Source organism: Aestuariibacter salexigens DSM 15300 (assembly GCF_000429145.1).
GTDB classification, from domain to species: domain Bacteria; phylum Pseudomonadota; class Gammaproteobacteria; order Enterobacterales; family Alteromonadaceae; genus Aestuariibacter; species Aestuariibacter salexigens.
On the sequence record NZ_AUBH01000007.1, the window covers coordinates 1 to 26038 of the forward strand.

27 protein-coding genes and 1 rRNA gene are annotated in these 26038 nt (G+C 48.7%); 17 read left to right on the top strand and 11 right to left on the bottom strand.

All coding sequences use genetic code 11. The features are described from left to right. Window positions 1-101: 101 nt before the first annotated feature. Both rrf and G441_RS18580 read left to right on the top strand, forming a co-directional pair. A 5S ribosomal RNA gene (gene rrf, locus G441_RS0111645) occupies window positions 102-217 on the top strand. A gap of 428 nt (window positions 218-645) precedes the next feature. After that, window positions 646-1365 carry a substrate-binding periplasmic protein gene (locus tag G441_RS18580; protein ID WP_051275561.1) on the top strand — a complete coding sequence of 240 codons (720 nt, stop codon included), beginning with the start codon at window positions 646-648 and terminating at the stop codon, window positions 1363-1365. Here the strand turns inward: G441_RS18580 and G441_RS0111660 are convergent. From G441_RS0111660 to imuA, 4 genes are all read right to left on the bottom strand, one after another. Continuing rightward, window positions 1357-1767, bottom strand: coding sequence for a hypothetical protein (locus G441_RS0111660; protein ID WP_026376512.1), 411 nt, complete (start codon window positions 1765-1767; stop codon window positions 1357-1359). The genes G441_RS18580 and G441_RS0111660 overlap by 9 nt on opposite strands. A 64-nt stretch (window positions 1768-1831) precedes the next feature. Beyond that, window positions 1832-4912: an error-prone DNA polymerase gene (locus tag G441_RS0111665; RefSeq protein ID WP_026376513.1), complete on the bottom strand. Its 3081-nt coding sequence runs from the start codon at window positions 4910-4912 to the stop codon at window positions 1832-1834. A gap of 4 nt (window positions 4913-4916) precedes the next feature. Next, a complete protein-coding gene (locus G441_RS0111670) occupies window positions 4917-6338 on the bottom strand; it encodes a Y-family DNA polymerase (RefSeq protein ID WP_026376514.1) in 1422 nt (473 codons plus the stop codon). Then, a complete protein-coding gene (gene imuA, locus G441_RS0111675) occupies window positions 6338-7021 on the bottom strand; it encodes a translesion DNA synthesis-associated protein ImuA (protein WP_026376515.1) in 684 nt (227 codons plus the stop codon). Before imuA ends, G441_RS0111670 begins: the two co-directional genes overlap by 1 nt. A gap of 115 nt (window positions 7022-7136) precedes the next feature. Here imuA and G441_RS0111680 point away from each other — a divergent pair, with 115 nt between their 5' ends. Then, entirely contained in the window at window positions 7137-7610 is a 474-nt protein-coding gene (locus G441_RS0111680) for an EVE domain-containing protein (RefSeq protein ID WP_026376516.1), read from the top strand. Here the strand turns inward: G441_RS0111680 and G441_RS0111685 are convergent, their stop codons facing one another. Next, entirely contained in the window at window positions 7611-8126 is a 516-nt protein-coding gene (locus G441_RS0111685) for a hypothetical protein (RefSeq protein ID WP_026376517.1), read from the bottom strand. It lies immediately after the preceding gene. Between the two features lie 161 nt (window positions 8127-8287). Between G441_RS0111685 and G441_RS0111690 the strand changes: the two genes are divergently transcribed. Then, window positions 8288-10054 (top strand): DUF885 domain-containing protein, encoded by a 1767-nt coding sequence (locus G441_RS0111690; RefSeq protein ID WP_026376518.1) that lies wholly within the window; start codon window positions 8288-8290, stop codon window positions 10052-10054. Window positions 10055-10085: 31 nt separating this feature from the next. On the opposite strand, the gene G441_RS0111695 is transcribed toward G441_RS0111690, so the two are convergent. Both G441_RS0111695 and G441_RS0111700 read right to left on the bottom strand, forming a co-directional pair. Then, entirely contained in the window at window positions 10086-10409 is a 324-nt protein-coding gene (locus G441_RS0111695) for a DUF1820 family protein (protein ID WP_026376519.1), read from the bottom strand. A gap of 65 nt (window positions 10410-10474) precedes the next feature. After that, window positions 10475-11104: a TetR/AcrR family transcriptional regulator gene (locus G441_RS0111700; RefSeq protein WP_240485128.1), complete on the bottom strand. Its 630-nt coding sequence runs from the start codon at window positions 11102-11104 to the stop codon at window positions 10475-10477. Between the two features lie 118 nt (window positions 11105-11222). Here G441_RS0111700 and G441_RS0111705 point away from each other — a divergent pair, with 118 nt between their 5' ends. After that, window positions 11223-12812, top strand: coding sequence for a M28 family metallopeptidase (locus G441_RS0111705; RefSeq protein ID WP_240485134.1), 1590 nt, complete (start codon window positions 11223-11225; stop codon window positions 12810-12812). 8 nt (window positions 12813-12820) lie between these two features. Here the strand turns inward: G441_RS0111705 and slmA are convergent, their stop codons facing one another. Together slmA and coaBC are read right to left on the bottom strand one after the other, a co-directional pair. Next, a complete protein-coding gene (gene slmA / locus G441_RS0111710; protein ID WP_026376522.1) occupies window positions 12821-13411 on the bottom strand; it encodes a nucleoid occlusion factor SlmA in 591 nt (196 codons plus the stop codon). 36 nt (window positions 13412-13447) lie between these two features. Next, the gene (gene coaBC / locus G441_RS0111715; RefSeq protein WP_026376523.1) at window positions 13448-14650 is read right to left on the bottom strand and encodes a bifunctional phosphopantothenoylcysteine decarboxylase/phosphopantothenate--cysteine ligase CoaBC; all 1203 of its coding nucleotides are present in this window, start codon (window positions 14648-14650) and stop codon (window positions 13448-13450) included. Between the two features lie 127 nt (window positions 14651-14777). Between coaBC and radC the strand changes: the two genes are divergently transcribed. From radC to mutM, 7 genes are all read left to right on the top strand, one after another. Continuing rightward, window positions 14778-15452: a RadC family protein gene (radC, locus tag G441_RS0111720; protein ID WP_026376524.1), complete on the top strand. Its 675-nt coding sequence runs from the start codon at window positions 14778-14780 to the stop codon at window positions 15450-15452. A 39-nt stretch (window positions 15453-15491) separates the two neighbouring features. Further along, window positions 15492-16238 (top strand): glycosyltransferase family 25 protein, encoded by a 747-nt coding sequence (locus tag G441_RS18585; protein ID WP_034475017.1) that lies wholly within the window; start codon window positions 15492-15494, stop codon window positions 16236-16238. A gap of 21 nt (window positions 16239-16259) precedes the next feature. Then, complete coding sequence (locus tag G441_RS0111730; protein ID WP_026376525.1) at window positions 16260-17075, top strand: glycosyltransferase family 2 protein; 816 nt, start codon at window positions 16260-16262, stop codon at window positions 17073-17075. A gap of 125 nt (window positions 17076-17200) precedes the next feature. After that, window positions 17201-17437, top strand: a complete 237-nt coding sequence (rpmB, locus tag G441_RS0111735) for a 50S ribosomal protein L28 (RefSeq protein ID WP_026376526.1) — start codon at window positions 17201-17203, stop codon at window positions 17435-17437. 12 nt (window positions 17438-17449) lie between these two features. Further along, window positions 17450-17605: a 50S ribosomal protein L33 gene (gene rpmG, locus G441_RS0111740; protein ID WP_026376527.1), complete on the top strand. Its 156-nt coding sequence runs from the start codon at window positions 17450-17452 to the stop codon at window positions 17603-17605. Between the two features lie 104 nt (window positions 17606-17709). After that, the gene (locus G441_RS0111745) at window positions 17710-18165 is read left to right on the top strand and encodes a hypothetical protein (protein ID WP_026376528.1); all 456 of its coding nucleotides are present in this window, start codon (window positions 17710-17712) and stop codon (window positions 18163-18165) included. Further along, a complete protein-coding gene (gene mutM, locus G441_RS0111750) occupies window positions 18158-18970 on the top strand; it encodes a bifunctional DNA-formamidopyrimidine glycosylase/DNA-(apurinic or apyrimidinic site) lyase (protein ID WP_026376529.1) in 813 nt (270 codons plus the stop codon). The genes G441_RS0111745 and mutM overlap by 8 nt, the downstream gene beginning before the upstream one ends. 3 nt (window positions 18971-18973) lie before the next feature. Here the strand turns inward: mutM and coaD are convergent, their stop codons facing one another. Next, a complete protein-coding gene (gene coaD / locus G441_RS0111755; RefSeq protein ID WP_026376530.1) occupies window positions 18974-19459 on the bottom strand; it encodes a pantetheine-phosphate adenylyltransferase in 486 nt (161 codons plus the stop codon). 167 nt (window positions 19460-19626) lie between these two features. Here coaD and G441_RS0111760 point away from each other — a divergent pair, with 167 nt between their 5' ends. After that, on the top strand, window positions 19627-21093 hold the full coding sequence (locus G441_RS0111760) for a capsule assembly Wzi family protein (RefSeq protein ID WP_240485129.1): 1467 nt from the start codon (window positions 19627-19629) through the stop codon (window positions 21091-21093). A gap of 12 nt (window positions 21094-21105) precedes the next feature. Continuing rightward, window positions 21106-21882, top strand: coding sequence for a glycosyltransferase family 25 protein (locus G441_RS0111765; RefSeq protein ID WP_156896362.1), 777 nt, complete (start codon window positions 21106-21108; stop codon window positions 21880-21882). Here the strand turns inward: G441_RS0111765 and G441_RS0111770 are convergent. Next, window positions 21870-22583: a 3-deoxy-D-manno-octulosonic acid kinase gene (locus tag G441_RS0111770; RefSeq protein WP_051275566.1), complete on the bottom strand. Its 714-nt coding sequence runs from the start codon at window positions 22581-22583 to the stop codon at window positions 21870-21872. The two genes, G441_RS0111765 and G441_RS0111770, sit on opposite strands and share 13 nt — an antisense overlap. 94 nt (window positions 22584-22677) lie before the next feature. On the opposite strand from G441_RS0111770, the gene G441_RS0111775 reads away from it, so the two are divergent. From G441_RS0111775 to tdh, 3 genes are all read left to right on the top strand, one after another. Then, complete coding sequence (locus G441_RS0111775) at window positions 22678-23721, top strand: glycosyltransferase family 9 protein (RefSeq protein ID WP_034475021.1); 1044 nt, start codon at window positions 22678-22680, stop codon at window positions 23719-23721. Between the two features lie 101 nt (window positions 23722-23822). Continuing rightward, window positions 23823-25019 (top strand): glycine C-acetyltransferase, encoded by a 1197-nt coding sequence (gene kbl / locus G441_RS0111780; protein ID WP_026376535.1) that lies wholly within the window; start codon window positions 23823-23825, stop codon window positions 25017-25019. Beyond that, entirely contained in the window at window positions 25016-26038 is a 1023-nt protein-coding gene (gene tdh / locus G441_RS0111785; RefSeq protein ID WP_026376536.1) for an L-threonine 3-dehydrogenase, read from the top strand. Before kbl ends, tdh begins: the two co-directional genes overlap by 4 nt.

A 26038-nucleotide genomic window follows, 5' to 3' on the forward strand; every position in this document is an offset into this window, starting at 1 on the left:
TGGCGTTGCATGAGCAACATGACAAGCTAATAAGACGATAGAGTGGATACTCTAGACGATTGAGCTGATATCAGAATTCCAAATAGTTAAACCAGTTTATGCCTGACGGCAATAGCGACACGGTACCACCTGACTCCATTCCGAACTCAGAAGTGAAACGTGTTAGCGGCGATGGTAGTGTGGGGTTTCCCCATGTGAGAGTAGCACACCGTCAGGCTCCCATTCGAAAACAAAGAACCCAGCGAAAGCTGGGTTTTTTGTTTTTGGTTAGCAACTTACGTTGCTACCCTCATGCCAAACCAAACCCATGGATAGAAAAAACAAGAAGTGCACTACGTAACTTCACTTTTTCAAACCCTCCATGGTGCCTGGTTCCAGCTCGGCCATCCACGGCCTCGCGTTCATCGCTTTCGGCGTGCCACTGGCACTCCTCATGCTTCTTCGAAGCACCGATCTTCACCCCCATGTGAGAAGGGACCTGCGATACCGTTATGAGAAAAAGCCCGTCATGCCCGCATGCGCTTGGCGGGCAACTCTACTGTTATTTCAAGTTGCCAGGTTATCAGTAATTTTCCTATTATTACGCTATTGTGTTGCGCAGGTTGCTGTCTACACTCATTACTTAGGTCAATGTTGGAGTCGTAATTGTCTAGGTTTTTTAGGTTCTTCGTTTTTTTTGCTGCTGTGTTAGGCGCTTTTCCATTGGCACATGCCGATGAAAAGCCCGTAGTCACACTTGGCTTACTTGTATTCCCCCCGGAAGTAGTTGTCGACTCTGAAACCGGGAAATGTTTGGGCGAAGTCATCGATATCTCAAAGCTGGTACTGAAAAACTTTAATGTTGATGTAGTTTGTGCGCCGCCCGCTCGTATTTACAGGCTCCTAGAGCAAGGTGTTGTTGATCTGACGATCAATATTAAAACTACGGATGCTCTACAAGATAAAGTTAAGTTTACGAATATCCCCTACCGTTTTTTAGTCACAAATTTATATGGTCATAAAGATAAACAGGATGCTGGCAGCGTATCCGCAATAAGAGGTTTTGATTACAATGGGACTCGCGGCAAGTTAGCGTCTGATGGCTATCAATTTATTGATCTTCCAACTAGTACTGATGCGATAAGAATGTTCGCCCGAGGTAGAAGTGAGTATTTACTTTCTTATGAGTCTCCGGTTAAGTTTTTACTAGACGAGTTCCCTGAAAAGTATTCCGTTAAAACGCTTCAATCTGTTCCTACATTTTATGCAGTGAGTAATGTTTCACCGCACCAAGAGCAATTATTACAGCGGTTAAACAGTGTTGCAGATGCGTTATCGTTAGACACCTTCCTTGAATTGCGAAGCCACGCTTTCTTATCAGAATGATGCAAATAAGCGATCAAATAATGAACGTTTTACTTTCCCATATTCAGGGTTAGAAAATAAAAGTCTGATTGATACAGTTGCACCATGTCCCCATGGCCAAACCAGTGCAATGAGTTGACGTTCTTCCGAATCACTTTTGGCATAAAGGCGTTGTCCCTTTTCGAGTACAGCAAATTTCCCAGTCGTACTTACTATCGTCTCAGGTGCCTGGAATATGGTTTTAGAGTCCCAGTAGTACGGCAGAAGTGATTCGAGTTTTACCAAAATCTGAGGATGTTTATCTGAAGAGTATTGACACAAGATTGCTGGGTAGCGTTCGTCCCATTGCCATTTAAAAAGCTCAGAGGTGTCTTCAAGAAAGGGTGAGCTTGCTTCCAATAATAAGTTTTGATTGGCGTCCATGAACTATCACGATTCTTTTTTGCTTAAGACTACCAAATTCAGTTTTAAATACGAGAGTGCTGTATCAATGAAATTCTCTTGATGACGTATGTAACTCGTTGAGTAAATGACTCTCATCAAAAAGTTTCCCTGCGATCACGTGTATTACGCCTCCGTCTCCTCTTTCCACAATTCCTTTAACTTTCATGATCTTCGATTTCAGATAAGCTTGTTTTTGGCTGCGAGCCGTTGCTTGCCAAACGATGACATTGATATTGCCGGTATGATCTTCAAGGGTAATAAATGTTACACCGGATGCTGTGCCTGGTGCTTGTCGTCCCGTTACTACTCCTACGACTGTCACCAGCGATTTATGTGAGCATTGAATGAGTTCACTCGCTGACGTAAAAGCATCAAGAAGCTTCGCATCCTTAAGTAAAGCAATTGGATGTCGGCCAATCGTTAAGCCCAATGTTGCATAGTCTTCCAACAAATTATCCATGTCCGATGGCCTAAGCGGATAGTCATGCTCCGAGTCAGCATTATCAAACAGCGGTAATGACGGTAGCGTATCCATTAAAGACCAACGAGCCTGATAGCGGTTTGATTGAATACTATGTAGCGCATCAGCACTTGCCAGTGCTTCCATTTGCCCGATATTCAGTCCCAGGGCATTAATATCCGCCATTGAAGTAAAACTAGTGACAGGATCACGTGATGTAACAAGTTTTTCTGCGGCTTGTACGCTTAACCCCTTAACGAGTCGCAATCCGAGCCGAATGGCAAAGTGTTGTTGCTGCGCCACAGGCTGCATCACATGATCGTATTGTGATTGATTTACGCATACTGGCAGAACGGGAATACCATGCCGTCGAGCGTCCTGTACCAACTGAGAAGGGGAATAGAACCCCATTGGCCAACTGTTCAGTAGTGCGGTATAAAACGCCTGAGGATAATAGTACTTAAGCCAGGATGAGACATAAGCAAGTACTGCAAACGACGCTGAATGTGATTCAGGAAAACCGTATTCTCCGAAGCCAAGTATCTGCTGGAAAATCTGTTCGGCAAAAGATTTTTGATAACCACGCTCCAACATGCCATTGACCAGTTTGCTTTTAAATTGCAGCAATTCACCGTTTTTTTTCCAGCTTGCCATAGCGCGTCTTAGCTGATCCGCTTCGCCACCACTAAACCCTGCCGCCACCATAGCGAGCTGAATGACCTGCTCCTGAAAGATGGGAACCCCCATAGTGCGACTCAGCACGGTTTCCACGTCCTTTGAGGGATAAGTGACGGCCTCTTTACCTTCACGCCTTAACAGGTAAGGGTGCACCATATCTCCTTGAATCGGTCCAGGTCTGACAATCGCTATCTGCACGACTAGATCGTAATAGGTTTTAGGCTTGAGTCTGGGCAACATGCTCATTTGTGCACGAGACTCAATCTGAAATACGCCAACGGTATCTGCCTGCTGGATCATCCGATAGACCTCAGGGTCATCTTTCATTTTGGTGATACCCGCGATGGACAGCGTTTTGCCATAGTGTTGTTCAACCAGCTGAAATGCTTTACGAATAGCGGTAAGCATGCCCAGTGCCAGGACATCGACTTTCAGCAGCCCCAATGACTCAAGGTCGTCTTTGTCCCACTGAATGACGCTGCGTTCCGGCATACTGGCATTTTCTACCGGCACCAACTGATACAACGGACCGGCCGATATCACAAATCCACCAACATGCTGTGATAAATGGCGAGGAAAGCCCATGATTTCATTGACCAGTGAGATCAGTTGCTGGCCGTAGTGAGATTCAGGGTCTACGCCAAGCTCGGTCAACTGAGATTGCCAGTCTAATCCGCGATCGCGTCTGTTGACGTTCTTGATGAAGTAATCCAGCTGCGTCTCATTAATGCCCAGCGCCTTGCCTACCTCGCGCAGTGCGCTTTTGAAACGATAGGTGATGACGGTCGCGGCGAGTGCGGTGCGTTCACGGCCATACTTTTGATAAATATACTGAATGACTTCCTCGCGCCGTTCATGCTCGAAGTCTACGTCGATGTCCGGAGGTTCGTTACGCTCTTTGGAAATAAAGCGTTCGAACAATACGTTGATTTGTCGGGGGTCGACGGCGGTAATTTCAAGGCAGTAACACACCACAGAGTTCGCTGCTGAACCCCGCCCCTGATAGAGGATATGTCTTGACTTGGCAAATTGAACGATGTCATGAATGGTCAGAAAAAAATACTCATAGCGTTGTTCGGCAATCAGCGTCAGTTCCTTTTCGATAATGGCTCTGATGTCTTTGCTTATCCCCTCCGGAAAGCGTATCTCTACCCCTTTTTCAACCAGGTCTCGTAGGTGCTGTTGAGGTGTTTTATTCTGTGGTACCAACTCAGCAGGATATTCGTATTGCAGTTCGCTCATGCAGAACTGGCATTGTGCAGCAATGGCGGTTGTCTGCTTGCGCCAGCTAGCCGGGAACAGTTTGGTGAGTTTACTCAGCGGGCGCAGGGCACGTTCACAGTTAGATAGGGCCTGCTTGCCGAGCTTACTGACCTGCGTATGTTCACGGATAGCATGTAAAACATGTTGTAAAGACTGGCGCTGAGCAACATGCATCAATACGCCACCCACCGCGCAAATTGGCAGCTGGTAAGTTGCGGATAAGGATTCACAATGTTGCAGATACTCAGGTTCACTGGCGCTCAGGTAGCGGCGGCAGCCAATCCATACTCTGTCCGGGTAATGTTTGATGAGCAGTCTGGACCACTCATCATCAATATCGGCCTTGCCACTGGGTAGCCAAATGGCCAGGCAGTGCTTGACCGTCTTTAGATCCCAGCGTGTTAATTTGTAGTGGCCTTTAGCGCTTCGGCGTCGCGCATTGGTAATGATCCTGCATAGTTCCGCGTATGCCTGCCGATGTGGACATAACAAAATAAGTTCCAGTCCCTGCAGACGAAACAGACTGCCGACGATCAGCTTGATGCCGAGGTGGTGCCGCTTTATTTCGGTATACGCACGTACTACGCCGGCTACGCTGCACTCGTCAGTGATCGCAATGGCATCATAGCCAAGGAAGTCTGCCTGGCGAACAAGCTCCTGTGGATGGGAAGCGCCAACCAGAAAAGAAAAGTTGGATTGGCAAAACAGCTCAGCGTATGCCATACGTTCAACAGAACAGACCGTGTTGATACCAGTAATTATGCGGCGTGCGGAAAATCCATAACAACTGACCAAACTGATTACGTGCGATAAAGTAGTCGCGTACCGCCTGTTGATTGTCCCACCATCCCGTAGAGATACGCTCTGGTCCTCGAATGACGGTCACTTTTTCTTGCAATGGCAAAGGCTCGCTAAGTAAAAAACCTGGCCGATCGGGTAGGATATCGACGCTTGCCGCATCTACATCAGTGTCGCTAAGCGGGACCTGTTTCTGACTGTATTCAGGACGGTGTTCAGACACATAGCAAAGCTGCTGCACTGCGCTTGCACCAAGTTTGGCCTCCAATATGGCGCGTAGTTGTAGCGTGGATATCTGTGCCTGCTTGCCAGCAAACATATCCTGTCTGACAGGGTTGAGCTCCTGTAGCTTATCCACTCTGATACTGATGGCATATACCGGGGCTGTCAGCGTGACAGATTCAAACTTGAGGGAAAGCAGTTTCAGCCAGCTTTGTGCGCGATACTCACACTGCGCGGACCCCAATGTTACTTCCAGAGGTGTATGATCGCGCTGATAAAGCGTGAGCGTCAGCTCTGATGTTGTGTGATTCCGTATTTTAAGAAATGACTCCAGCTCGTTGAGCAAACGCTTGACTGGTGGTATCAAGGTATCGGTTTTTTCAATTTCATATAACAGCTCAAGATAGCGGTAAAAATATTCTGGAGGATGAAAAAACGGTAGAGGGTGATGCAATTCCCCTTTCAGACGACCCAGATACGTTACCAGATAACTATCAAAGCGCCGGGCGATATCTTTTAGTGGCAGCGCGACAATATCGGCGACCGTATGCAGCCCTACGCGTTTGAGCTTCTGCTTATCTTTATTGTGTATATCCAGCGAATCAATCGTGCATTGACCCAGTGCGGTTTTGATGTTGTCTCGCTGGTCACTGATCGTATTTATCTGGTTGCGAGCCATGACCCGAGCGGCTAGGGGGGACCACGCGGTGCTTGCCTGATACTCGATGTGTAGTCTGGTCAAGTGCTCGCGGAGCATGTTCCAATAGGGTTGTAACCCGCCATACAGATTAAGCATGTTATGAATGCGCAGAGCGAGACCGTCAGGTTGGAAAAAGCAGATATCTGATGTGAGCTGATAAAGTGTTTCAGCAATGACGTTAAGCTGACTTTCTTCGACCTCCCGACAATAACTGACAACCTGTAATTGCTGACTCAGAGAGCTGGCTGTTGCCAGTCCCATACCACATTGAATGCCTAACTTCCTGGCGCTGCCGTTACGCTGACAGACCTGATTTTTCTTTGCATCCAGTACCACAACAGGTAGCGTTTCATGACTACCTGTGTTGCCAGAAAATAGGGTATTTAACTGCAAATTCGGAAAGTGCAAGTATAGCCAGATTGGTGACATTAGCTGGCTCGTGAGCGTGGGAAATGCAGCAGGTTGTCAGGCTGTGGGCGCTGATATAGCCAGGGCCAACGAGTGCGCATATTGATGCTAAAAAACTCTCCCGGCCAGCCACCTTTCTGCTTACTTATCCTGGCATTCAGGCCATTACTGTGAGGCTGTAGCTGTAAGCCAAGGGTGACGGGCAGCGATTGCTGCTGCTGTTCGGGGCGGAACAATATCTGTAAGGATTCTCCCTTTCTGGCGGCCAACTGTAGACGTTTCACCTGATGGATTGTCAGCGCCTGGTGCCATAACATGACGGTACAACAACTGCCGCTGGCCAGACATTGCTCCGCCGCCCATAGCGCATGCTCCGGGCTATCAGGGTAAATCATCAGCGTCTGCTTAAGGTCAATACCCTGAGCCAGCAACAGCTCTGCATTAATGCGGTAAGGGGGCGCGATAAATGTCAGCAGACGTTTGTGTTGCTGCTGTTGATGGGCGATATGAGGCAGCAATAATCGACACTCGCCGATGCCAGTTATACTACATATGTCAATAACCCCCTGCTCAGGCAGCCCCCCATGTAGCGCGTTATCAAGTTCCGGATAACCACTACGGGAGGTATCCGGCATCGCGGCGCACTGATGAGAGCCATGCCAGACAAGCTGTTTATTTTTCAGATAGCTAAGCAGTGAGTTCATAAGCAAAATAATACTGTATATATGTACAGTATATTATATCTTTTTGATGATGCAAGAGAGGAGATCTATCGATAAGATCTGACCCTATGTTTCACTGCTCTGTAAAGGCATTGCCATGCGCTATTGGCTATTTAAATCTGAACCCGATGCATTCAGCATCGACGACCTGGCTAGTCGTCCAGATCAATGTGAACATTGGGATGGCATTCGTAATTATCAGGCACGTAACTTTTTACGAGATGAAGTCAAACGCGGTGATCGGGTATTTTTCTATCACTCAAGCTGCAAGCATGTTGGCATTGTCGGTTTAGCTGAAGTGGTGAAAGAAGGCTATGCAGATCACACTCAATTTGACCCGGAATCCGCCTACTTTGATCCCAAGTCCGACCCGTCAAACCCTCGCTGGTATATGGTGGACATCAAACTACTACGAAAATATGAGCGAATGCTCACCCTGAGTGATATTAAAGCGATGCCCGATATTCTTGATCTTGGCGTCGTGAAGAAAGGGCACAGGCTGTCAATCATGCCGGTGAGTCAACACGATACGGCAATATTGCTTTCTGCATTGCAGGCACGTAACCCTTGATTATGACTGAGCCTGTTCAGGCTCCTCCGCCGTTGCTTCGGCTTTTTTGATGACTTTGCCTGCACTCAGGCGCTGGCACGCTGTAATGAAACCGCCTAGGGTGTTCTTGCACCATGGCACGCGGATTTCAGAGGGCTGCTTAGCGATATACTGATTAATATCTTTCATCGTATATTCACTGCGTTCGAGCGCTTTAGTCAGCGCTTCTTCAATCGTCGCGCGATGTTCGCAGCACTGCAGTACAACATACTCAATATGATTCAGAATAAACTGGCTTTTATTGAAATCATCCTGACTCAATAATCCGTGTTTTTGCGCTGCCTGTAGGTTATCAACATAGACACGTTGCAGCTCACCGGATAATAACACCAGTGTCGACATGGCAAACTTGGCATCACTGCTAGAGCGTTTAAGCTCGTTACGATACTGCATCACCTGCTTTTGCAGCGACTGGGAACGTACGACGAAATAAATAAGAACCAGAACCAGAATACCGATTATGCCTACAGCGGCCATGGCGATGCCTCAATTGTGATGTTAAACGTTGACCATGCACGATGCACAATAACCTTAGCTAGTTTAATCATCCTAAGGCGCAAATCAATGTCGGTGTTTTTTCGCTATGCTGACAAACACTGTGTTATCTTTTCGCATCCAAATTCATTAATGAAATCCATATGAGTATCAACAACATGCTGCGAAAAACGTGTATTCTCTTGTGTGCCCTGATGGTGACACTCACGCATGCCTCTCCTCAGCAAACACTGCAACAGCTGATTGATGATGAATGGCAGCTGCGCATGCGCAACAATCCTCTGTTCGCCACATCTAACGGCGTACATGACTACAACCATCTGCTTCCTGACGTCAGCGACGTGCAGCAGCAAAAATACCGTGAACAGCAAGCTGCTCTGCTCACCCGCGCCAATGCTATTGAGCAGGATAAGCTAAGCCAGAATGAACAAATTAATCTAGGACTGTTGAAGTGGATACTTGAGGACCGGATTACTGGCATCGACAACGGTCATAGCCGCATCAACATGAATACGTTTACCGATTTTACCAGCAGTGCCGTGCGTGGGATTGAGCAAATGCCACTAAAGTCGGTGCAAGATTTTGACAATTATCTGGCCAGAATGCGTGCCTTGCCTACCTACTTTAAGCAACATACCGCATGGCTACAAAAAGGACTCGATACTGGCCTGACGCAGCCAAAAATTGTCATGCAGGGCATTGCGCCCGTCATTGCCCGGCAGGTATATGACAACCCGACAGAGAGTCGTTTATACAGCACCGCTGAAAAATACATTACTAACCTGCCAGAGTCACAGCGCAACCGATATTTGCAGCAGGTTAAGCAGGCCATTGAGCAGCATGTCACGCCAGCATTCGCGGCGCTCAGAGACTTTTTACAACAGCAATATATTCCTAATACCAGAGAGTCTGTTGGGATAGTTGACGCACCTGGCGGCAAAGATTACTACGCCAGCCAGATTAAGTGGTATGTCACCACGACAGACTACAGCGCCGAACAAATTCATCAGATTGGCCTGACGGAAGTCGCTCGTATAAAGGCCGAAATGCTTGATTTGATGAAAGAGGTAGAGTTCACCGGCTCCTTTACTGAATTTCAGCAGTTTCTGCGCAGCGACCCTCAGTTTTACGCCAAAACGGCCAAAGAGCTGCTGATGCATGCGACATTTATTGCCAACCGTATCGACGCTGAACTACCGCGATTCTTTGGTAAGCTGCCGCGTTTGCCCTATTCCATTCAGCCGGTGCCAGACTCCATTGCGCCGAATTACACAACAGCAGCGTATTGGCCCGCCCCGATAGGTGGTGATTCTGCCGGTACTTATGTGTTGAATACCTACCAGCTTGATCAGCGTCCTCTATATGAACTCACCGCACTAACGTTACATGAATCGGTACCTGGCCATCATTTTCAAAATGCCTTATCGCAAGAGCTTGAAGGCGTGGCGCCATTCAGACGCAAATTGTATTTGAGTGCGTTCGGTGAAGGGTGGGGGCTGTATACCGAAAAATTAGGGGTTGAAATGGGCGTCTATGACTCACCCTATGAACATTTTGGTCGGCTAAGTTATGAGATGTGGCGCGCTTGCAGGCTGGTGATTGATACGGGAATACATGCAATGGGCTGGACCCGTCAGCAAGGTCTGGATTATCTCTCTGATAACTCGATGCTGAGTCTGGCTAATGTGCGTGCTGAGGTGGATCGCTATATTTCCTGGCCTGGTCAGGCACTGAGCTACAAAATGGGAGAAATTAAAATATGGGAGCTGCGCAATAGAGCAGAGAAAGCATTGGGCGAGCAGTTTGATATTAAGGCCTTTCACGACTTAGTGTTGTCTAATGGTGCAGTAACATTGCACATGCTGGATGACAGTGTGAATCGCTATATTCGCGAGGCGACCAAAGACTGAAGTTGATGAGCGAGAGCACTCGCTCATCGCATCACTTTTTAGGTGTATAGATAGGTCCGGGGAACGCGGTCACCTTGTCCGATAATTCGGAGATTTTGGCCGTGCCTTCTTTTTTGACTTCATCTATACGCAGTACATTGTGCATCGGCACATAGGTGCGGGTGACATCAGCAAATTCAGATTTTAGCTTTTCATGGCTCGGATCAACGACCAGTGCGGTATGTGTATTCCAAACGAAATCGCCTATTTCAACAAAGCCAAACAGGCCACCCTGACTAACCTCATGTACATAGACTTCGTAGCGTTCACCATTGCTAACGAACTGAACCCGATAAAGTGGTTTTTTATTGCTCATACCTGGCTGACAAAACAAATTGGATTATGCTCGGAAAGTTGGGGTTGCGGACAAAGAATTCAATACTAACGAGATGATAAAGGTGCCAGTAACGAGCGAGTCGCAATATGCATTTCATCGGTCTCGGCGGCTAGAATGGCATTCACCGCAAAGCCTTGTACGTAGCTGGTAAGCTGCAAGGCTGCTGACTCAATGTTGACGTGAGCATGAATCTGACCGCTTTGCTGGGCTTTTTCAAGGCAACCAATAAAGTCAATTTGAAGTCTGTCAAGATAGTGTCGACCAATATCACGGATGGTGGCATCGTCATGGCCAAGTTCGGTAATACAATTGATAAGCAGGCAACCGCGCCCTTTAACGTGCTCTACGTATGCATCAAAAAATTCAGTAATGGAATCCAGTCCGCGATTATGTTCGAGCGGTACCATGACGTTCGCTAGTTGGTTGTTCTGGTAATGCTCCAACACCTTGTATAAAAAGCGTTGCTTGCTACCAAATTCAATGTAAAAGCCCCGTCGATTGAAATCTGTACGTGCGATGATTTCATCCATAATGGCGCCGTGATAGCCATGTTCCAGAAATACATCAATCGCTTCATTCAGAACGTCGTTGAGATCGTACAGGGCTTTGCGAGGCATGGGATTGCTCGAGAATTGATGTTCTTTATAGCGTAGCGATGCAACTCGTCGTGTCAAGCTGGAAATTCTTTGCGACAACCCGTAAATTGCGACCCTTCTAAAACTCTGAAGTAGTTAGTTGCAGATGAAAAAAGCGCCTTTACCACGGATATTATTAACCATTTTACTGTTGGGCATGGCACATGTGCCTTACGTTAGTGCCGATAATCACGTACAGCCTGATATCGCGCAGATACAATCTCATCTCTGGTTTCTTTCACATGATTTATTGGAGGGTAGAGAAACCGGTTCAATTGGGCATGAATTCGCCTCATTGTATATCGCGGCAGAAATGAAAAAGTACGGTCTTGTGCCTGCAGGCGACAATGGCAGCTATTTTCAACGGGTGAAGTTCCGTCAGGCGTTTCTTGATCAGGCATCGCCAAGGTTAGACATTTTGTCCGGTGATGAGCGTATTTCACTGTCCTATCCAAAAGACTTTACGATGGGGCCGGGCGTGGTGCGTACAGAAGATAACGTTACTGCACCGCTTGTTTTCGTAGGTTATGGCATTGTTGCCCCGGAACTGCAGCATGATGACTACGCCGACGTGGACGTAACCGGAAAAATTGTTGTGAATCTGGCTGGTAAGCCCGCCAGTTTCCCCAGTGAAGAAGGTGCACATTTCGCCTCTGGCTCGCAGAAGCAGAAATATGCAGTGGAGCGCGGGGCTATCGGTGTGATCACCATCACCACGCCGAGTAATGAAAAAGTGCGTCCTTATCAGAACCTGCTTAATTACTTGCACACGCCACGCGTCCGCTGGCTGCAAGAGGATGGTACACCTGCCAGTGTCTATCCGCAGCTGAAAGGCGGTGCTTACTTGAGTCTGCATGCAGCAGAGCGCCTGTTTAAGACATCGCCGGTGCCGCTACAGGACATCTATCAGATGTTAGAGCAGGGTAGAGTGCCGAGCGGTTTTGATTTACCTGTCAGCGTGACATTGCACAGAAAGTCAGAGCACAAATCGATACAAAGCCCAAACGTGGTAGGTATTTTGCCTGGCTCAGATCCTGTATTGAAAGATGAATATGTGGTGTATTCGGCACACTCAGACCATATTGGACTGGCCAAAACGGTGAAGCAGGACAATATCAATAACGGCGCGATGGACAATGCATCCGGTACATCTGTGATGTTGGAAACGGCGCGCATGTTCAGCCAGTTACCTCAAGCACCAAAACGCTCACTGCTGTTTGTGGCAGTAACGGGCGAGGAAAAAGGCCTGCTTGGCGCAGACTATTTTGCGCGCAATCCCACCGTGCCTGAAGGCAGTATGGTTGCAAACGTAAACCTTGATATGCCAATTCTGACCTATGAGTTTGCTGATGTTATTGCATTCGGTGCCAGTCATAGTGATATGAAAAAGTCAGTAGAGCAGGCGGCAGCCAGATATGACATTTCTCTGAGTCCGGACCCTTGGCCACAGCAGGCGCTGTTTACACGCTCGGACCACTATGCGTTTGTGAAGCAGGGCATTCCTGCCGTGTTTTTAGTGCCTGGTTTACAATCCGCCGACCCGGAAGTGGATGGCAGCAAGGTATTTGGCGAGTTTATCAGCACCCATTATCACAAACCTTCCGACCAGTTTGATCTGCCATTTAACTGGCGGGCCGCTGAGAAATTTACCCAGGTGAATTTTGAAATCGGTCGAACACTTGCTGATCAAAGCGAGCGTTCGCAATGGAATGAGGGTGATTTTTTTGGCGAGACGTTTGCTAAATAAATCCAGCTTCAGTCAAAAAAGCGACTTTTGAAAACACGCCACTGCTCACTGAACTGTTCAGTGGGGCGGCGTGTGAATTCGCTGCGAATGAACAGGTTGATTCTGCCATCGGCATAGCAGATAAGCATATTGGCAATTAACCCTTCCTCAGCTGGGAGTGTTTTTCCTTCTCTCAGCTTCCTTTCTCTGAGTATCTGCTTAAGCTGCGTTTCGAGGCGATCGTATAGTTTGGCAATCCGCTCTCTCAGTCGTTCCTGTTCACCCATCAGTGCATCACCGTTGAGTATACGGGTGATGCCAGGGTTTTTTTCTGCAAACCCTAAAATCAAATGCAGGATCATCTGACAGCGTGTTGCCGTATCTTTCTCTTCATTAATGATTTTCGTAATGCGAGAGAAAAGGGTTTCTTCGATAAACGCAATTAAGCCCTCAAACATTCTCGCTTTGCTGGGAAAATGACGATACAAAGCCGCTTCAGACACACCTACCTGCTCAGCCAGTTTGGCCGTGGTAATGCGTTGACCTGGGTTGGTCTCCAACATGCTGGCGAGAGCTTGCAGAATTTGCGCGCGTCTGTTGGTTCTTTTTGTGGCGGGCATGTATCGCTATCCTTTTTTATCTGTTCGAGTTAAATGTTAAGGGCCTTTACGCTGCTGATAACGTTCATTAATGAGCAATAATAATGCGTGGGCGACAGATTGTTTATCGGCCGTAGGAATGACATGTTCACCCTCGGGCCAGAAAACATGCAGCGAATTATTGTCTGCGTTAAAGCCAATCTCTGCCTGGGACACATCGTTGGCAGCAATCATATCAAGTCGCTTACGAGCCATCTTGTCCCGCGCGTACCTCGCTACATCCTGTGTTTCAGCAGCAAATCCAACGCAGAAAGGTCTCTGCTCATGCGACGATACTTCGTTAAGAATATCAGGGTTTTTAATAAAAGTAAGTGTTAACTTATCTTCTGTCTTCTTGATTTTCTGGTCAGCGACCTGCTGAGGACGATAATCTGCAACGGCCGCACAACCAATGAATATATCTGTGTCTATTACGTTGGCTAGGCTGGCATTCAGCATGTCCTGTGCACTCTGCACATCAATACGGGTAACGTTGTAAGGCGTGTTCAACGCAACGGGGCCGGCAATGAGCGTGACCTCTGCACCCAGCTTTGCGGCTTGCGCTGCGAGGGCAAACCCCATTTTTCCTGAGCTATGGTTGGTCAGATAACGAACAGGGTCGAGAGACTCGCGAGTGGGACCAGCTGTGATGGTCATGCGAACGCCTTGTAAGGGGCGTGCGCCTTGGTTGTCGAGCGATTCGGCGATTTCCTCGGGCTCCAGCATTCTGCCGGGCCCGATATCACCGCAGGCCTGCTCACCTGCAGCAGGGCCAAGGGTGTTGACGCCTCGGCTAAGTAAAACGTTGAGATTATCTTGCGTTGCCGATGCAGCCCACATTTGCTGATTCATGGCTGGTGCCAGGGTGATGGGCGCAGTGGTAGCAAGGCACAATGTGCTCAGTAAGTCGTCAGCCAGGCCATGCGCCAGTTTAGCCATGAAATTGGCCGTTGCCGGGGCAACCAGCAGTTCGTCAGCCCATCGCGCCAGCTCAATGTGTCCCATTGCAGCCTCGGCGTCTTTATCCAGCAGATCATCACTGACCGGATGACCGGAAACGGCTTGCAGTGCTAATGCGCTAACAAACTCTCGCGCAGACTCGGTTAATACGACACGCACATTGGCGCCTTTCGCCGTAAGTTTGCGCACCAAGTCAGGGGTTTTGTATGCGGCGATGCCGCCCGTCACACCCAATAGAATGTTTTTTCCGCAAAGGCCCATAAAAACTGTACTAGCCGATGAACAATGAATAAGCCTATTATTATGAGCTGGAAAGGGGGAAACTTTCCAGTAGTACTTATTGCCTGTGCCAGGACGGTCAGGTTTTCGGAAAAGGAGCGCCCAGCAAATGAACATCACTCACTGGCCGACGAAAGAGCAACCAAGGGAAAAGCTGCTGGCCCATGGCGCTGCAATATTATCAAATGCGGAATTGCTGGCTATCATTCTGCGGACAGGCACCAAAACGCAAAACTGCTTATCCCTCGCGATGCAATTAATGACGCTGTTTGGTTCACTGCGTCATTTGCAGCGCGCATCAAACAAACAACTATTTGAGCTGTCAGGTATTGGCCCGGTCAAAGTGGCGCAGCTCAGGGCGACGTTTGAGTTAGCCCGGCGAATGGCGGCAGAGCAGCTTGACGAGCCAAAGGCGCTTAACAGCGCAGATGATGTCGCTCATTTTTTATCACAGCATCTGCGTGATGAGCATAATGAAGTCTTTGTGATGTTGTCTCTGGATAGTCAGCACCGTTTGTTGCATGTTCGGGATATGTTCAGAGGCAGTATTGATTGTGCTGCTGTGTACCCCAGAGTGTTAGTCAGACAAGCTCTTGATGATAATGCCGCCGCCGTGATCATTGCACACAATCACCCTTCCGGTATTGCCGAACCAAGTCAGGCAGATCGCCATATCACCAAAAGAATTATTGATGCCATGTCTCTGCTGGACATTTCTGTGCTCGATCACTTTGTGATTGGTGCGCAATCCACGGTATCATTCGCACAACGCGGCTGGCTGTGAATCTGGCCGGCGAATGATGAAAGACGTTTGAGGTCACCGTTGCAAGCAGCTCCCCCCATCTTTGTAATAAATCTGGCACGCTCGGTACATCGGTTTGCCGAATGCCAGAAGCAATTGCAATCTCACGCTATCAGGCGTATCGAAGCGGTAGACGGGGAGCTTCTCAGCGAAAGCGAGCTGCAAAAGCACTATGATAGCGAGGCCAATGCAGGACGATTTTATCGCGATTTGTCGCGCGGTGAAGTGGGGTGTTATTTGAGCCACCGTAAGGCTTGGCAGACGATTGTTGATGAGCAACTGCCCTATGCTGTCATTCTGGAAGATGATATCGAGCTGCAAGGCAATATTGAACAGGTTGGTAACGTCATTGGCCAACTTGACGTGGCATGGGACTATATAAAGCTGGCTGAGTATCCTGAAAAGCGACGAGCCATCTGGCATTGGCCTCCGAGTGAAAAACGAGTACTCATCTATAATAAGGTGCCGGCCAGGACCTGTGCTCAGGCGGTGAGTCTGGCAGGCGCTCGAAAGCTGCTTGATAACAGTGAGCGATTCTTTCGGCCTATTGATCTGGACCTGCAATATTGGTGGGAAAAAGATATCGAAGTGTTCGGTCTTAAACCCTATCCATTCAGACCCAGTGCATCGGTGCGCAGTGATATTGATGCAACTCAAAATCGTCGGTCTCAACCGACCAGGCGATGGCAGAAAGTTTGGCAACAATGCGTATTTTTAGCGCAAAATCGCAGACACAATGCACGCAGACTTCGCGCTTTGGTGCGATAACGCAATGGCAGGAAATTGACCATGAAATTATCAGTGATCTTCTCAACCTATAATTCTCCCGACTGGATGGAGAAAACCCTGTGGGGGTTTCATTATCAGCAGTATCGAGATTTCGAGGTGATTATTGCTGATGATGGGTCGACCGATGAGACCCGGGAGCGTATACAGGCGTTTTGTGAGCAATCTGATATGCAGGTTAAGCATGTCTGGCAACCTGATGAAGGTTTTCAGAAGACTCGCATTTTGAATAAAGCGCTGCTGGAAAGTACAGGAGAGTATATTGTCTTTACAGATGGTGACTGTATACCGCGCAATGATTTTTTAAACGTACATGTGCAAAATGCACAGCCCGGTTTTTTTCTGTCCGGGGGATATTTCAAGTTACCCATGGATACCAGCAAGGCAATTACTAAAGAACACATTGCCTCAGGTCAGGCATTTGATGTCGACTGGCTGGTGGCGCATGGATTGAAACGCAGTCATAAAACAATGAAGCTGACTGCATCGGGAAACAAGGCGAAGTTGCTCAATTGGCTGACGCCAACCAAAGCGACCTGGAATGGCCACAATGCGTCTGGCTGGCGCTCAGATATTTTTGCTGCCAATGGTTTTGATGAACGCATGCAATATGGTGGTGAAGACCGGGAACTGGGCGAACGAATGTTCAACGCCGGGATCAAATCCAAGCAAATTCGTTACTCTGCCATTTGTGTACATTTAGACCACGCTCGCGGCTACGTTACTCAGGAAATGCGCGATAAAAACCGCGCAATTCGCGATTATACAAAGAAGCATCGTGTTACCCGAACCCTTCACGGCATAGAAAAAGCGATTTAAATTCAAACAATGATTGAATCGCACCGTGATTTGCTGTATAACATGCGCCCTCTTATCTGTAGCATAGCTGACCCGCGATCGATTTGCCGGTTTTAGCTAAATAAAGTTGTTTGGAGACAAATACGATGTCTAGAGTATGTCAAGTTACTGGCAAGCGACCTGCGGTAGGTAATAACCGCTCGCACGCGCGCAACGCGACGCGTCGTCGTTTTCTGCCGAATCTGCAAACCCACCGTTTCTGGGTTGAGAGCGAAAACCGTTTTGTAAAACTGCGTCTGTCTACTAAAGGTATGCGCATCATCGACAAGAAAGGCATTGATTCGGTATTAGCCGATATGCGTGCCCGCGGCGAAAAAGTGTAAAGGAACAGAGCAATGCGTGACAAAATCAAATTAGTGTCGTCAGCGGGTACTGGTTACTATTACACCACTGACAAGAACAAGCGTAATATGCCTGGCAAAATGGAGATCAAAAAATTTGATCCTAAAGTGCGCAAGCATGTGATGTTCAAGGAAGCAAAAATCAAGTAAATACTACTTGTTTTTGTCTCCAGAAAAACCCGGCTTTTATGTCGGGTTTTTTGCGTTTGACTTATGGTGCTATGATCACCGTACGTTGATTTTCGAGAACGCCTATGCGCCTGTCTCAGCGAGCATGGAATAACGTCATCATCTTTGCCATGCTGGTGATGATTGTATTGTTCAATTTATCCGACATTTTTAAGTCAGATTCGTCTGCAGAGTATCAGCCTCGGCCACTATTGCCGGACGACGCTTTAGTCATGACGATAGAGCTGGATGGCAGTAGTGTAGAGCGTATTGGTCAGGGCTGGCGCCAAACGCCTGTAAGTGAACATGAGTCAGATCTGGCTGCATTAGTGCAAGCCTGGCAGTCCGCTGTTGTCGAACAGGTAGATAGTCAGCCCGAATTGAATCAACGCTCACCACAGGTGGTAATCATCTGGTTAGCCGGTGAATCTCAGGGACGCGTGTTTGAGTTTTATCCGCAGCAGAGTGATGTACTGCTTCGATATCAACAAAGCTGGTACCGACTGTTGTCGCCAGGATTGGAACGTTTAATCAATGCCTGAACTACCTGAAGTTGAAGTAAGTCGCCTGGGGATCTTGCCTCATCTCATTCATCGTCGCATTGAGCGAATTATTATAAGGCAGCCGATGCTTCGCTGGCCGGTGCCTGATGACGTACTTAGCGCACAGCAGCAGACCATTACGGATATTCGTCGCCGTGCCAAGTACCTGCTTATCGATACCGCGGCAGGCAGTATCATCCTGCACCTTGGCATGAGTGGTAAACTGCGTGTGGTTGATGCGGCTCACCCACTGCAGAAGCACGACCATCTGGACATCGTGCTGGATAGTGGTCAGTGCTTGCGTTTTAACGACCCCAGACGGTTTGGCGCCTGTTTGTGGCAACCGCCGCAATCTGAACCTATTGAACTATTACAGCGATTAGGGCCTGAACCGCTCACCGATGGGTTTGATGGTGAGCATCTGTATACACTGTCGCGTGGTAAATCGGTCGCAGTAAAAAACTTTATTATGGATAACCATGTGGTGGTGGGTGTCGGTAATATATATGCAAATGAGTCGCTATTTCTGGCAGGTATCGATCCTCGGCGTGCGGCAGGGAGAGTCAGTCGGCGCAGGTATATAGAGCTTGGCGGGCATATTAAGCAGGTACTGGCGAAAGCGATAGAGCAGGGCGGTACGACACTTAAAGACTTTACTAAGGCAGATGGTAACCCCGGCTACTTTGCCCAGCATCTAAGGGTTTACGGGCGTGATGGCAAGCCTTGTGAGCGCTGCGGTAATTCGCTGCGCTCGGCCATGATAGGACAGCGTAATACGTTTTACTGCACCAATTGTCAGCGTTGAATGTTACTTTCCGTGCAGCCGCTCTTTGAGCGCCTGCTGTACGATAGGGTGACAGAAGTCACTTACATTACCACGATGCAGAGCAACCTCTTTGACCAGCGTAGACGAGATAAACGAGTTTTCCTCGGCGGGAGTGAGAAACACACTTTCCAATTTGGGGTTCAGACGCCTGTTCATATTGGCGAGCTGAAACTCATATTCAAAGTCGGATACCGCACGCAGGCCACGGATCAAAATCGTAGCTTGCTGCTGGTCGGCAAAATCAGCCAGTAGGCCGGTGAAGCCAACAACGTCTACATTGTCCAGTGATGCGGTGGTTTGCTGAATCATTTTCACCCGTTCATCCAGGGTAAACAGCGGCTTCTTACTTGGATTGGCCGCTATCGCAACGGTGACATGCGAAAACATCTTCGCGGCACGCTCAATTAAATCGGAGTGACCGTTAGTAATGGGGTCAAATGTGCCTGGATAAATTGCTTTAGTGTACATACTCGTTACGTTGGCATGTGCTCGGATAGCTGAACACTAACGGTTATAGCGTGTCGATGCAACGGGGGCGATGCCAGATAAACGCAAACCTCGTCTGTGTATTGCATCAGCGTTATAGTAGGGTAGGATAGGCGCCGTTTAAGGCACCGTGAGCAAAGGACCATCTGTTGCGTAGTCGCATTTTCGCCTGTTTATTTTTGATGTCGACAGCTTCTACAGGCTGGGCGTCACCGTGGATCGGAACTACCGAGCCGCAGCTTCACTACGATCTGCAAACCTTAGTTGATTATGGCGTACTGGATGTCGCCAGTATGACCTTTCCCGTGCCCTGGAAAGGTATCGGTAACCAGTTACAGCAGGCGGATATGCAGCAATTATCGCCAGCAGCACAAGTTTCTCTGCGGCGGCTACGTTACTATCTGGCGGTGCAGAATGAACAGCAATGGCGCACGACCATGAATTTCTATGCTGCCACTGATAAAAGCAGAATGCAGGATTTCGACAGCAACCAGGAAGTCAGTGCTCGCCTCAATGTTACCTCAGACATTATCAGTGGCAGGTGGTCGGCACACATCTCCGTGAATCACGACAGTGGCGGCGCCAACAACGTTGACCAAAGCTATCTCGCTTATCAGTTTGGTGATTGGAATATACGCCTGGGAGCCATGGACCAGTGGTGGGGACCTGCAATGTCAAGCAGTCTTATTCTGTCGAATAATGCCCGTCCGATCCCCAGTATTGCGTTGTCGCGCTCCACAGCAACAGCGTCAGAGCACCCCTGGCTGGCATGGTTAGGCCCCTGGTATTTTACCGCTCAAATGGGCCGTCTGGAGTCTGAACGAGATGTAGCAAACCCCAGATTATGGTCAACACGATTCACCTTCACGCCCATTAAAAGATTGGAAATAGGTGCATCCTGGGCCGCGATGTGGGGTGGTGAAGGGCAGGGTAATAGTTTTAGTGACTTTTGGGATGTCGTGACATTCCGGGCTATTTGTGCCGACGGCAGTGCACAGTGTGATGAGGCGTTGGATACCAAAAAAGGCAATCATCTGGCGGGATTTGACATCAAATACACGTTTGATGTGTTCAGCCGCCCGCTATCCCTCTATGCACAGCGAATTGGCGAGGATGCGGTAGACTTTTATCGTCCAACCGATAATGCCAATCTAATAGGCGCGTCAACCTACCTGTGGGGCGGCAAACTTTACATTGAACACAGTGACACGAACATTGCCTGTGCATCGGCAAGCTCAACGGTCACCAATTGCTACTATGAACATGGCACCTATACGTCTGGCTACCGTTATCAGGGAAGAGCCATCGGCAGTACTTTTGACAGCGATGCAACAGCGCTGACACTTGGTTACAACAAACATTTTAGCAATGGTGATGTCATGCAGTTGACCGCCCGACATCTGAAGCTGAATGAAGATGGGCAGCGACCCAGCCCGGTACTGACTGATGATGTCAGCGAGCGCACCTATCAACTAGGCGGTTTTTATCAATCGCAATGGGGCGATTGGATGCTTAGAATAGGCGGCCATATTGAGCAGCGTGATTTTACTTACCAGCAAGACGATACAGATTACCTGCTGTATACCCACATTCGCTACCTGCTAAACGACCGATGAGTGAATACTGATATGACAGTGCTGCAATCCGGATACGACCAGTTAAACCGCTATTTTGACCATGCTTACGTGTTAACACTCAAAGACGCGACTGACCGTCAACAAAGCGTAAAACAGGCCTTGCAGGGACTGGACTTCACATTCTTCTACGGCACCGATAAGCGCAATATGTCGATGCAACAGGTCATTGATGAAGGCGTGTACGACGATACCCGGCATCGGCAGTTAAAGCGCACACACCGTTCGATGATGTTGGGCGAGATTGCCTGCGCCCTGTCTCACAGAAACATGTGGCAGGATATGGTAGAAAATGGCTATCAACGAGTCATGATTTTCGAGGACGATGTCTTGCCGGTAGAGCAGGAACTGGCAAGGTTTAGTGAGTTGATGGAGCAGCTGCCTGAAGACTGGCAACTATTGATGCTTGGATATCGTGATGAAAAGCGCCCCGGTCTCAAATCCAGCCTACAGGTAGCGTTGTATCGGTTGTATAAAAAGCTGCATATATCCAACTGGCAGAATATGCATGATGTGTTATTGGATGAGATGATCATGCGTGATTATTCAGATGACTTTTATCGCATTGGCAAAATCATTGGCACTCACGCTTACGCGCTGACTTTGGATACGGCCAAAGCCTTCATCAATTTCCAGACGCCGGTGGTGTTACAGGCGGATAGAGTATTCAACGCTTATCGCATTGACCATGACTACAAAGCCTTTGCGCCTAAGCGACAGTTTTTCACTCTGTCAGAACTTGCCGAAGAGTCATCGATTCAGGTGCGTTGATAGCCGACAAGCAGCTGTTGCCAGTCTTGTTCACTAAACTGAAATGCAGAGTGTTTACCCTGTTCTTTGCGTAAAGAACGCAGTAATCGATCCAGGTTTTTTTGCTTCCAGGCGTGCCCACTACGGATGGCGCACTTATCAAAATCAATTAGCCAGACCTTGTTGTGCTTATCACACATGATGTTATGAATATTCAAATCATGGTGGTACACCTGTAAATCATGCATGGCTCTAATTGTATTGCCTATGTCTTGCCAGTTCCTTTCGGACAATGTGGTGTCAAGTAGCAGGGTAAACACATCTTTAGCGTCTTCGATTCGACGGGTGATGAGGTCAGCGCGATAGGTCAATCCGTGTCTGATCACCTGCGCAGCAATCGGCTCTGGTACGGCAAGACCGTGTTTGCGCATGTACATGAGCAGCGTGAATTCCTGCCACGCTCGGGTGCCAGGCAGACCGGTGTACAGATAATGAACATGAATCAATTTACCTATTAGGCCGCCTCTCCGGTAATGGCGCAGGACCATCTCTATGCCGTTATATTGTATGAATAATGCTGCGCCTCGACCCGTCGCACTGCCATGCACAGCATTGAGCTGTTGCCAGTGCTCAGGCATAAACCACTGTGGTGTGACAGGCTCCTGGAGATCGGGATGAACGATAATGTGGTGGCCTGCTGGCAACGCTGCGGTTGATGACATTAAATAAACTGAAGCCCTTGTATAAACCGTTAGATTGTAATCAAATTAACGGCAGATTCCATCTTCCTGCCCGTTCAACTCTCAATGACTGCTCATGCCAAACCTACAAAACATTGAACGCCTGTGTATCCTCAGATTGTCTGCTATTGGTGACGTATGTCACGCGGTTGCGATGGTGACCAGGATCCGTCAACAGGCACCACATATTCGTATTACCTGGGTGATCGGCAAAATCGAGTACCAATTGGTCAAGGATATTCCTGAAATCGAGTTTGTGATTTTCGACAAATCCCGAGGCAGAGAAGCGTTTAAAGACCTGAAGAATGCCTTTAAGGGCAGGATGTTTGATGTCTTATTTTTAATGCAGGTTGCTTTTCGCGCCAATCTGGCAAGTCGTCAGATCCCCGCCAAGATAAGAATGGGCTTTGACTGGGCGCGCAGCAAGGAGCTTCACTGGCTGTTCGCCAACCGCAGAGTCGCCGCGCATAACCACGCTCATGTCTTAGAGGGCTTTATGGATTTTGCTGACGCCATTGGGGTGCCAGAGCAGCCACTGCAGTGGGACATGGGGCTGACCGAGCAAGACGTTGAGTGGGCTCATCAGCATCTGGCAGAGCTGGGGAAATTCGTCGCAATATGCCCCGCGGCCAGTAAAGCAGAGCGAAACTGGCTACCTGAAAGGTATGCTGCCGTGGCAACCCACATTCAATCATTAGGATATCAAGTGGTGATCTGTGGCGGCCCCGCACCTGCTGAACGCCAATTAGCGGATGACATCCTTAAGCACACTAATCAAGAGTGTACAGATATGGTTGGCCAAACCAGCCTTAAACAACTTCTTGCTGTGCTTCAGCAGGCGTCGCTAGTTATTGCTCCCGACACGGGACCTGCACATATGGCAAGTACAGTATCCACACCCGTCATTGGCCTGTATGCACACAGTAATCCGCGACGTACGGGCCCGTATAACGACCTGTCTCACGTGGTTTCCGTATATGATCAGGTGATTGAAGAGCAAACCGGTAAAACCTGGCATGTTCTGCCTTGGGGAACGCGTGCCAAGGGACAAACATTGATGGAAAGGATTGAGGTTGACCACGTTATTGAGCAGGTTGACGTGATATTGACCCAGGCGTAAGCAATTAATTACACGGGTCAGCATTATCCACATACACTACTGTACCAAGCCATGCCGGATCCCTTAGAATATCGGCCTTTTCGACTGAACAGGTGTAGCGCATGACTTTACCCTTTGACGCGTTCTTACAACAACAGTTAGACACTCTACGTGAAGACGGCTTGTACAAGCAGGAGCGTGTGATCACATCTCAGCAGCAGGCTGATATTACGGTCGCTGGTGGCGAACATGTTTTAAACTTCTGTGCCAATAATTACCTTGGGCTGGCTAATCATCCTCGACTGATAGAGGCTGCCAAACGCGGGCTCGATGAGCATGGATTCGGCGTAGCGTCTGTTCGGTTTATTTGTGGGACCCAGGACATTCATAAGCAGCTGGAGCAAAAAATCAGCGACTTTCTGGGCACCGAAGACACCATTCTTTATCCTTCATGCTTTGATGCCAACGGCGGTCTGTTCGAGACCATTTTAGGCCCGGAAGACGCCATTATTTCAGATGCGCTTAATCATGCCAGTATCATTGATGGAGTCAGGCTGAGTAAAGCAAGACGCTATCGCTACGCGAATAATGACATGCACGCACTGGAGCAGGAACTGCAAAAGGCGGTAGCCGACGGAGCAAGATACAAGGTCATCGCTACCGACGGCGTGTTTTCAATGGATGGCATCATTGCCAACCTGAAAGGTATCTGCGACCTGGCAGATAAATATGACGCTATGGTGATGGTGGATGATTGTCATGCCACCGGATTTATCGGCGAAAATGGACGAGGCAGTCACGAATATTGTGATGTGATGGGCCGCGTCGACATTATTACCGGTACCCTGGGTAAAGCACTTGGCGGTGCGTCGGGTGGTTACACCTCGGGTAAAAAGCAGGTCGTTGAGTGGCTGCGTCAGCGTTCACGCCCCTATCTGTTCTCAAACTCTGTCGCTCCACCGATTGTCAATGCGTCGCTGGAAGTCTTCGATATGCTGCGTGACGGCCACGAATTGCGCGCCCAGCTAAAACGTAATGCCAACCATTTTCGCACCCGTATGGAAGCGGCGGGCTTTACTTTAGCGGGTAAAGATCACGCTATCATTCCAGTGATGCTGGGTGATGCCAAACTGGCCAGCGATATGGCAGATAAGCTACTGGCTCGTGGTATTTATGTGATCGGCTTCTCGTTTCCGGTGGTGCCAAAAGGACAGGCCAGGATAAGAACGCAGATGTCGGCTGCGCACTCAATCGAGCAAATTGACCGCGCTATCGATGCCTTTATTGAGGTGGGCAAAGAAATGGGAGTGATTGCATGAAATCGCTAGCCAAACTGTATCCAGAGAAAGGCATCTGGATGGCCGATAATCCGAAGCCGGAAGTGGGCCATAATGACTTATTGATCAAAATTCGCAAAACGGCGATCTGCGGTACGGATATGCACATTTATCAGTGGGATGACTGGTCGCAGCAAACCATTCCTGTGCCGATGATCGTCGGTCATGAATATGTGGGTGAAGTCGTTGATATGGGCCAGGAAGTGCGCGGATTTAAAGTCGGCGACCGCGTCTCCGGTGAAGGTCATATTACCTGTGGCCATTGCCGTAACTGTCGCGCCGGTCGCCGTCATCTTTGCCGCAACACATCGGGCGTTGGGGTTAACCGTTCAGGTGCATTCGCAGAATATCTGGCGATACCCGCATTTAATGCATTCAAAATCCCGGACAACATTTCAGACGAGCTTGCATCAATTTTCGACCCTTTCGGCAATGCGGTACACACGGCCCTGTCGTTTGACCTGGTCGGCGAAGACGTACTGATCACGGGTGCCGGACCCATTGGTATTATGGCTGCTGCAGTGGCGCGCTTCGTCGGTGCCAGACACGTGGTGATTACCGATGTGAATCCATATCGTCTTGAGCTTGCATTGCGCATGGGAGCAAGTCGCGCCGTCAACGTTCAACAGCAGGATCTGGGTGAAGTGATGGATGAGCTGGGCATGACAGAAGGATTTGATGTGGGCCTGGAAATGTCCGGTGTACCCAGTGCGCTGCGCGATATGTTAGAAAAAATGAATAACGGCGGTAAAGTTGCTATGTTGGGTATTCCGCCCAGCGATGTGGCGATTGACTGGAATCAGGTTATTTTCAAAGGCCTGACGATTAAAGGCATATACGGTCGCGAGATGTTTGAGACCTGGTACAAAATGGCCAGTTTGATTCAGGCTGGTCTGGACATATCGCCTGTCATTACGCACAAATTTTCTGTGGATGACTTTCAGCAGGGCTTCGACGCGATGGCGTCGGGACAGTCTGGCAAAGTCATTCTTGATTGGTAA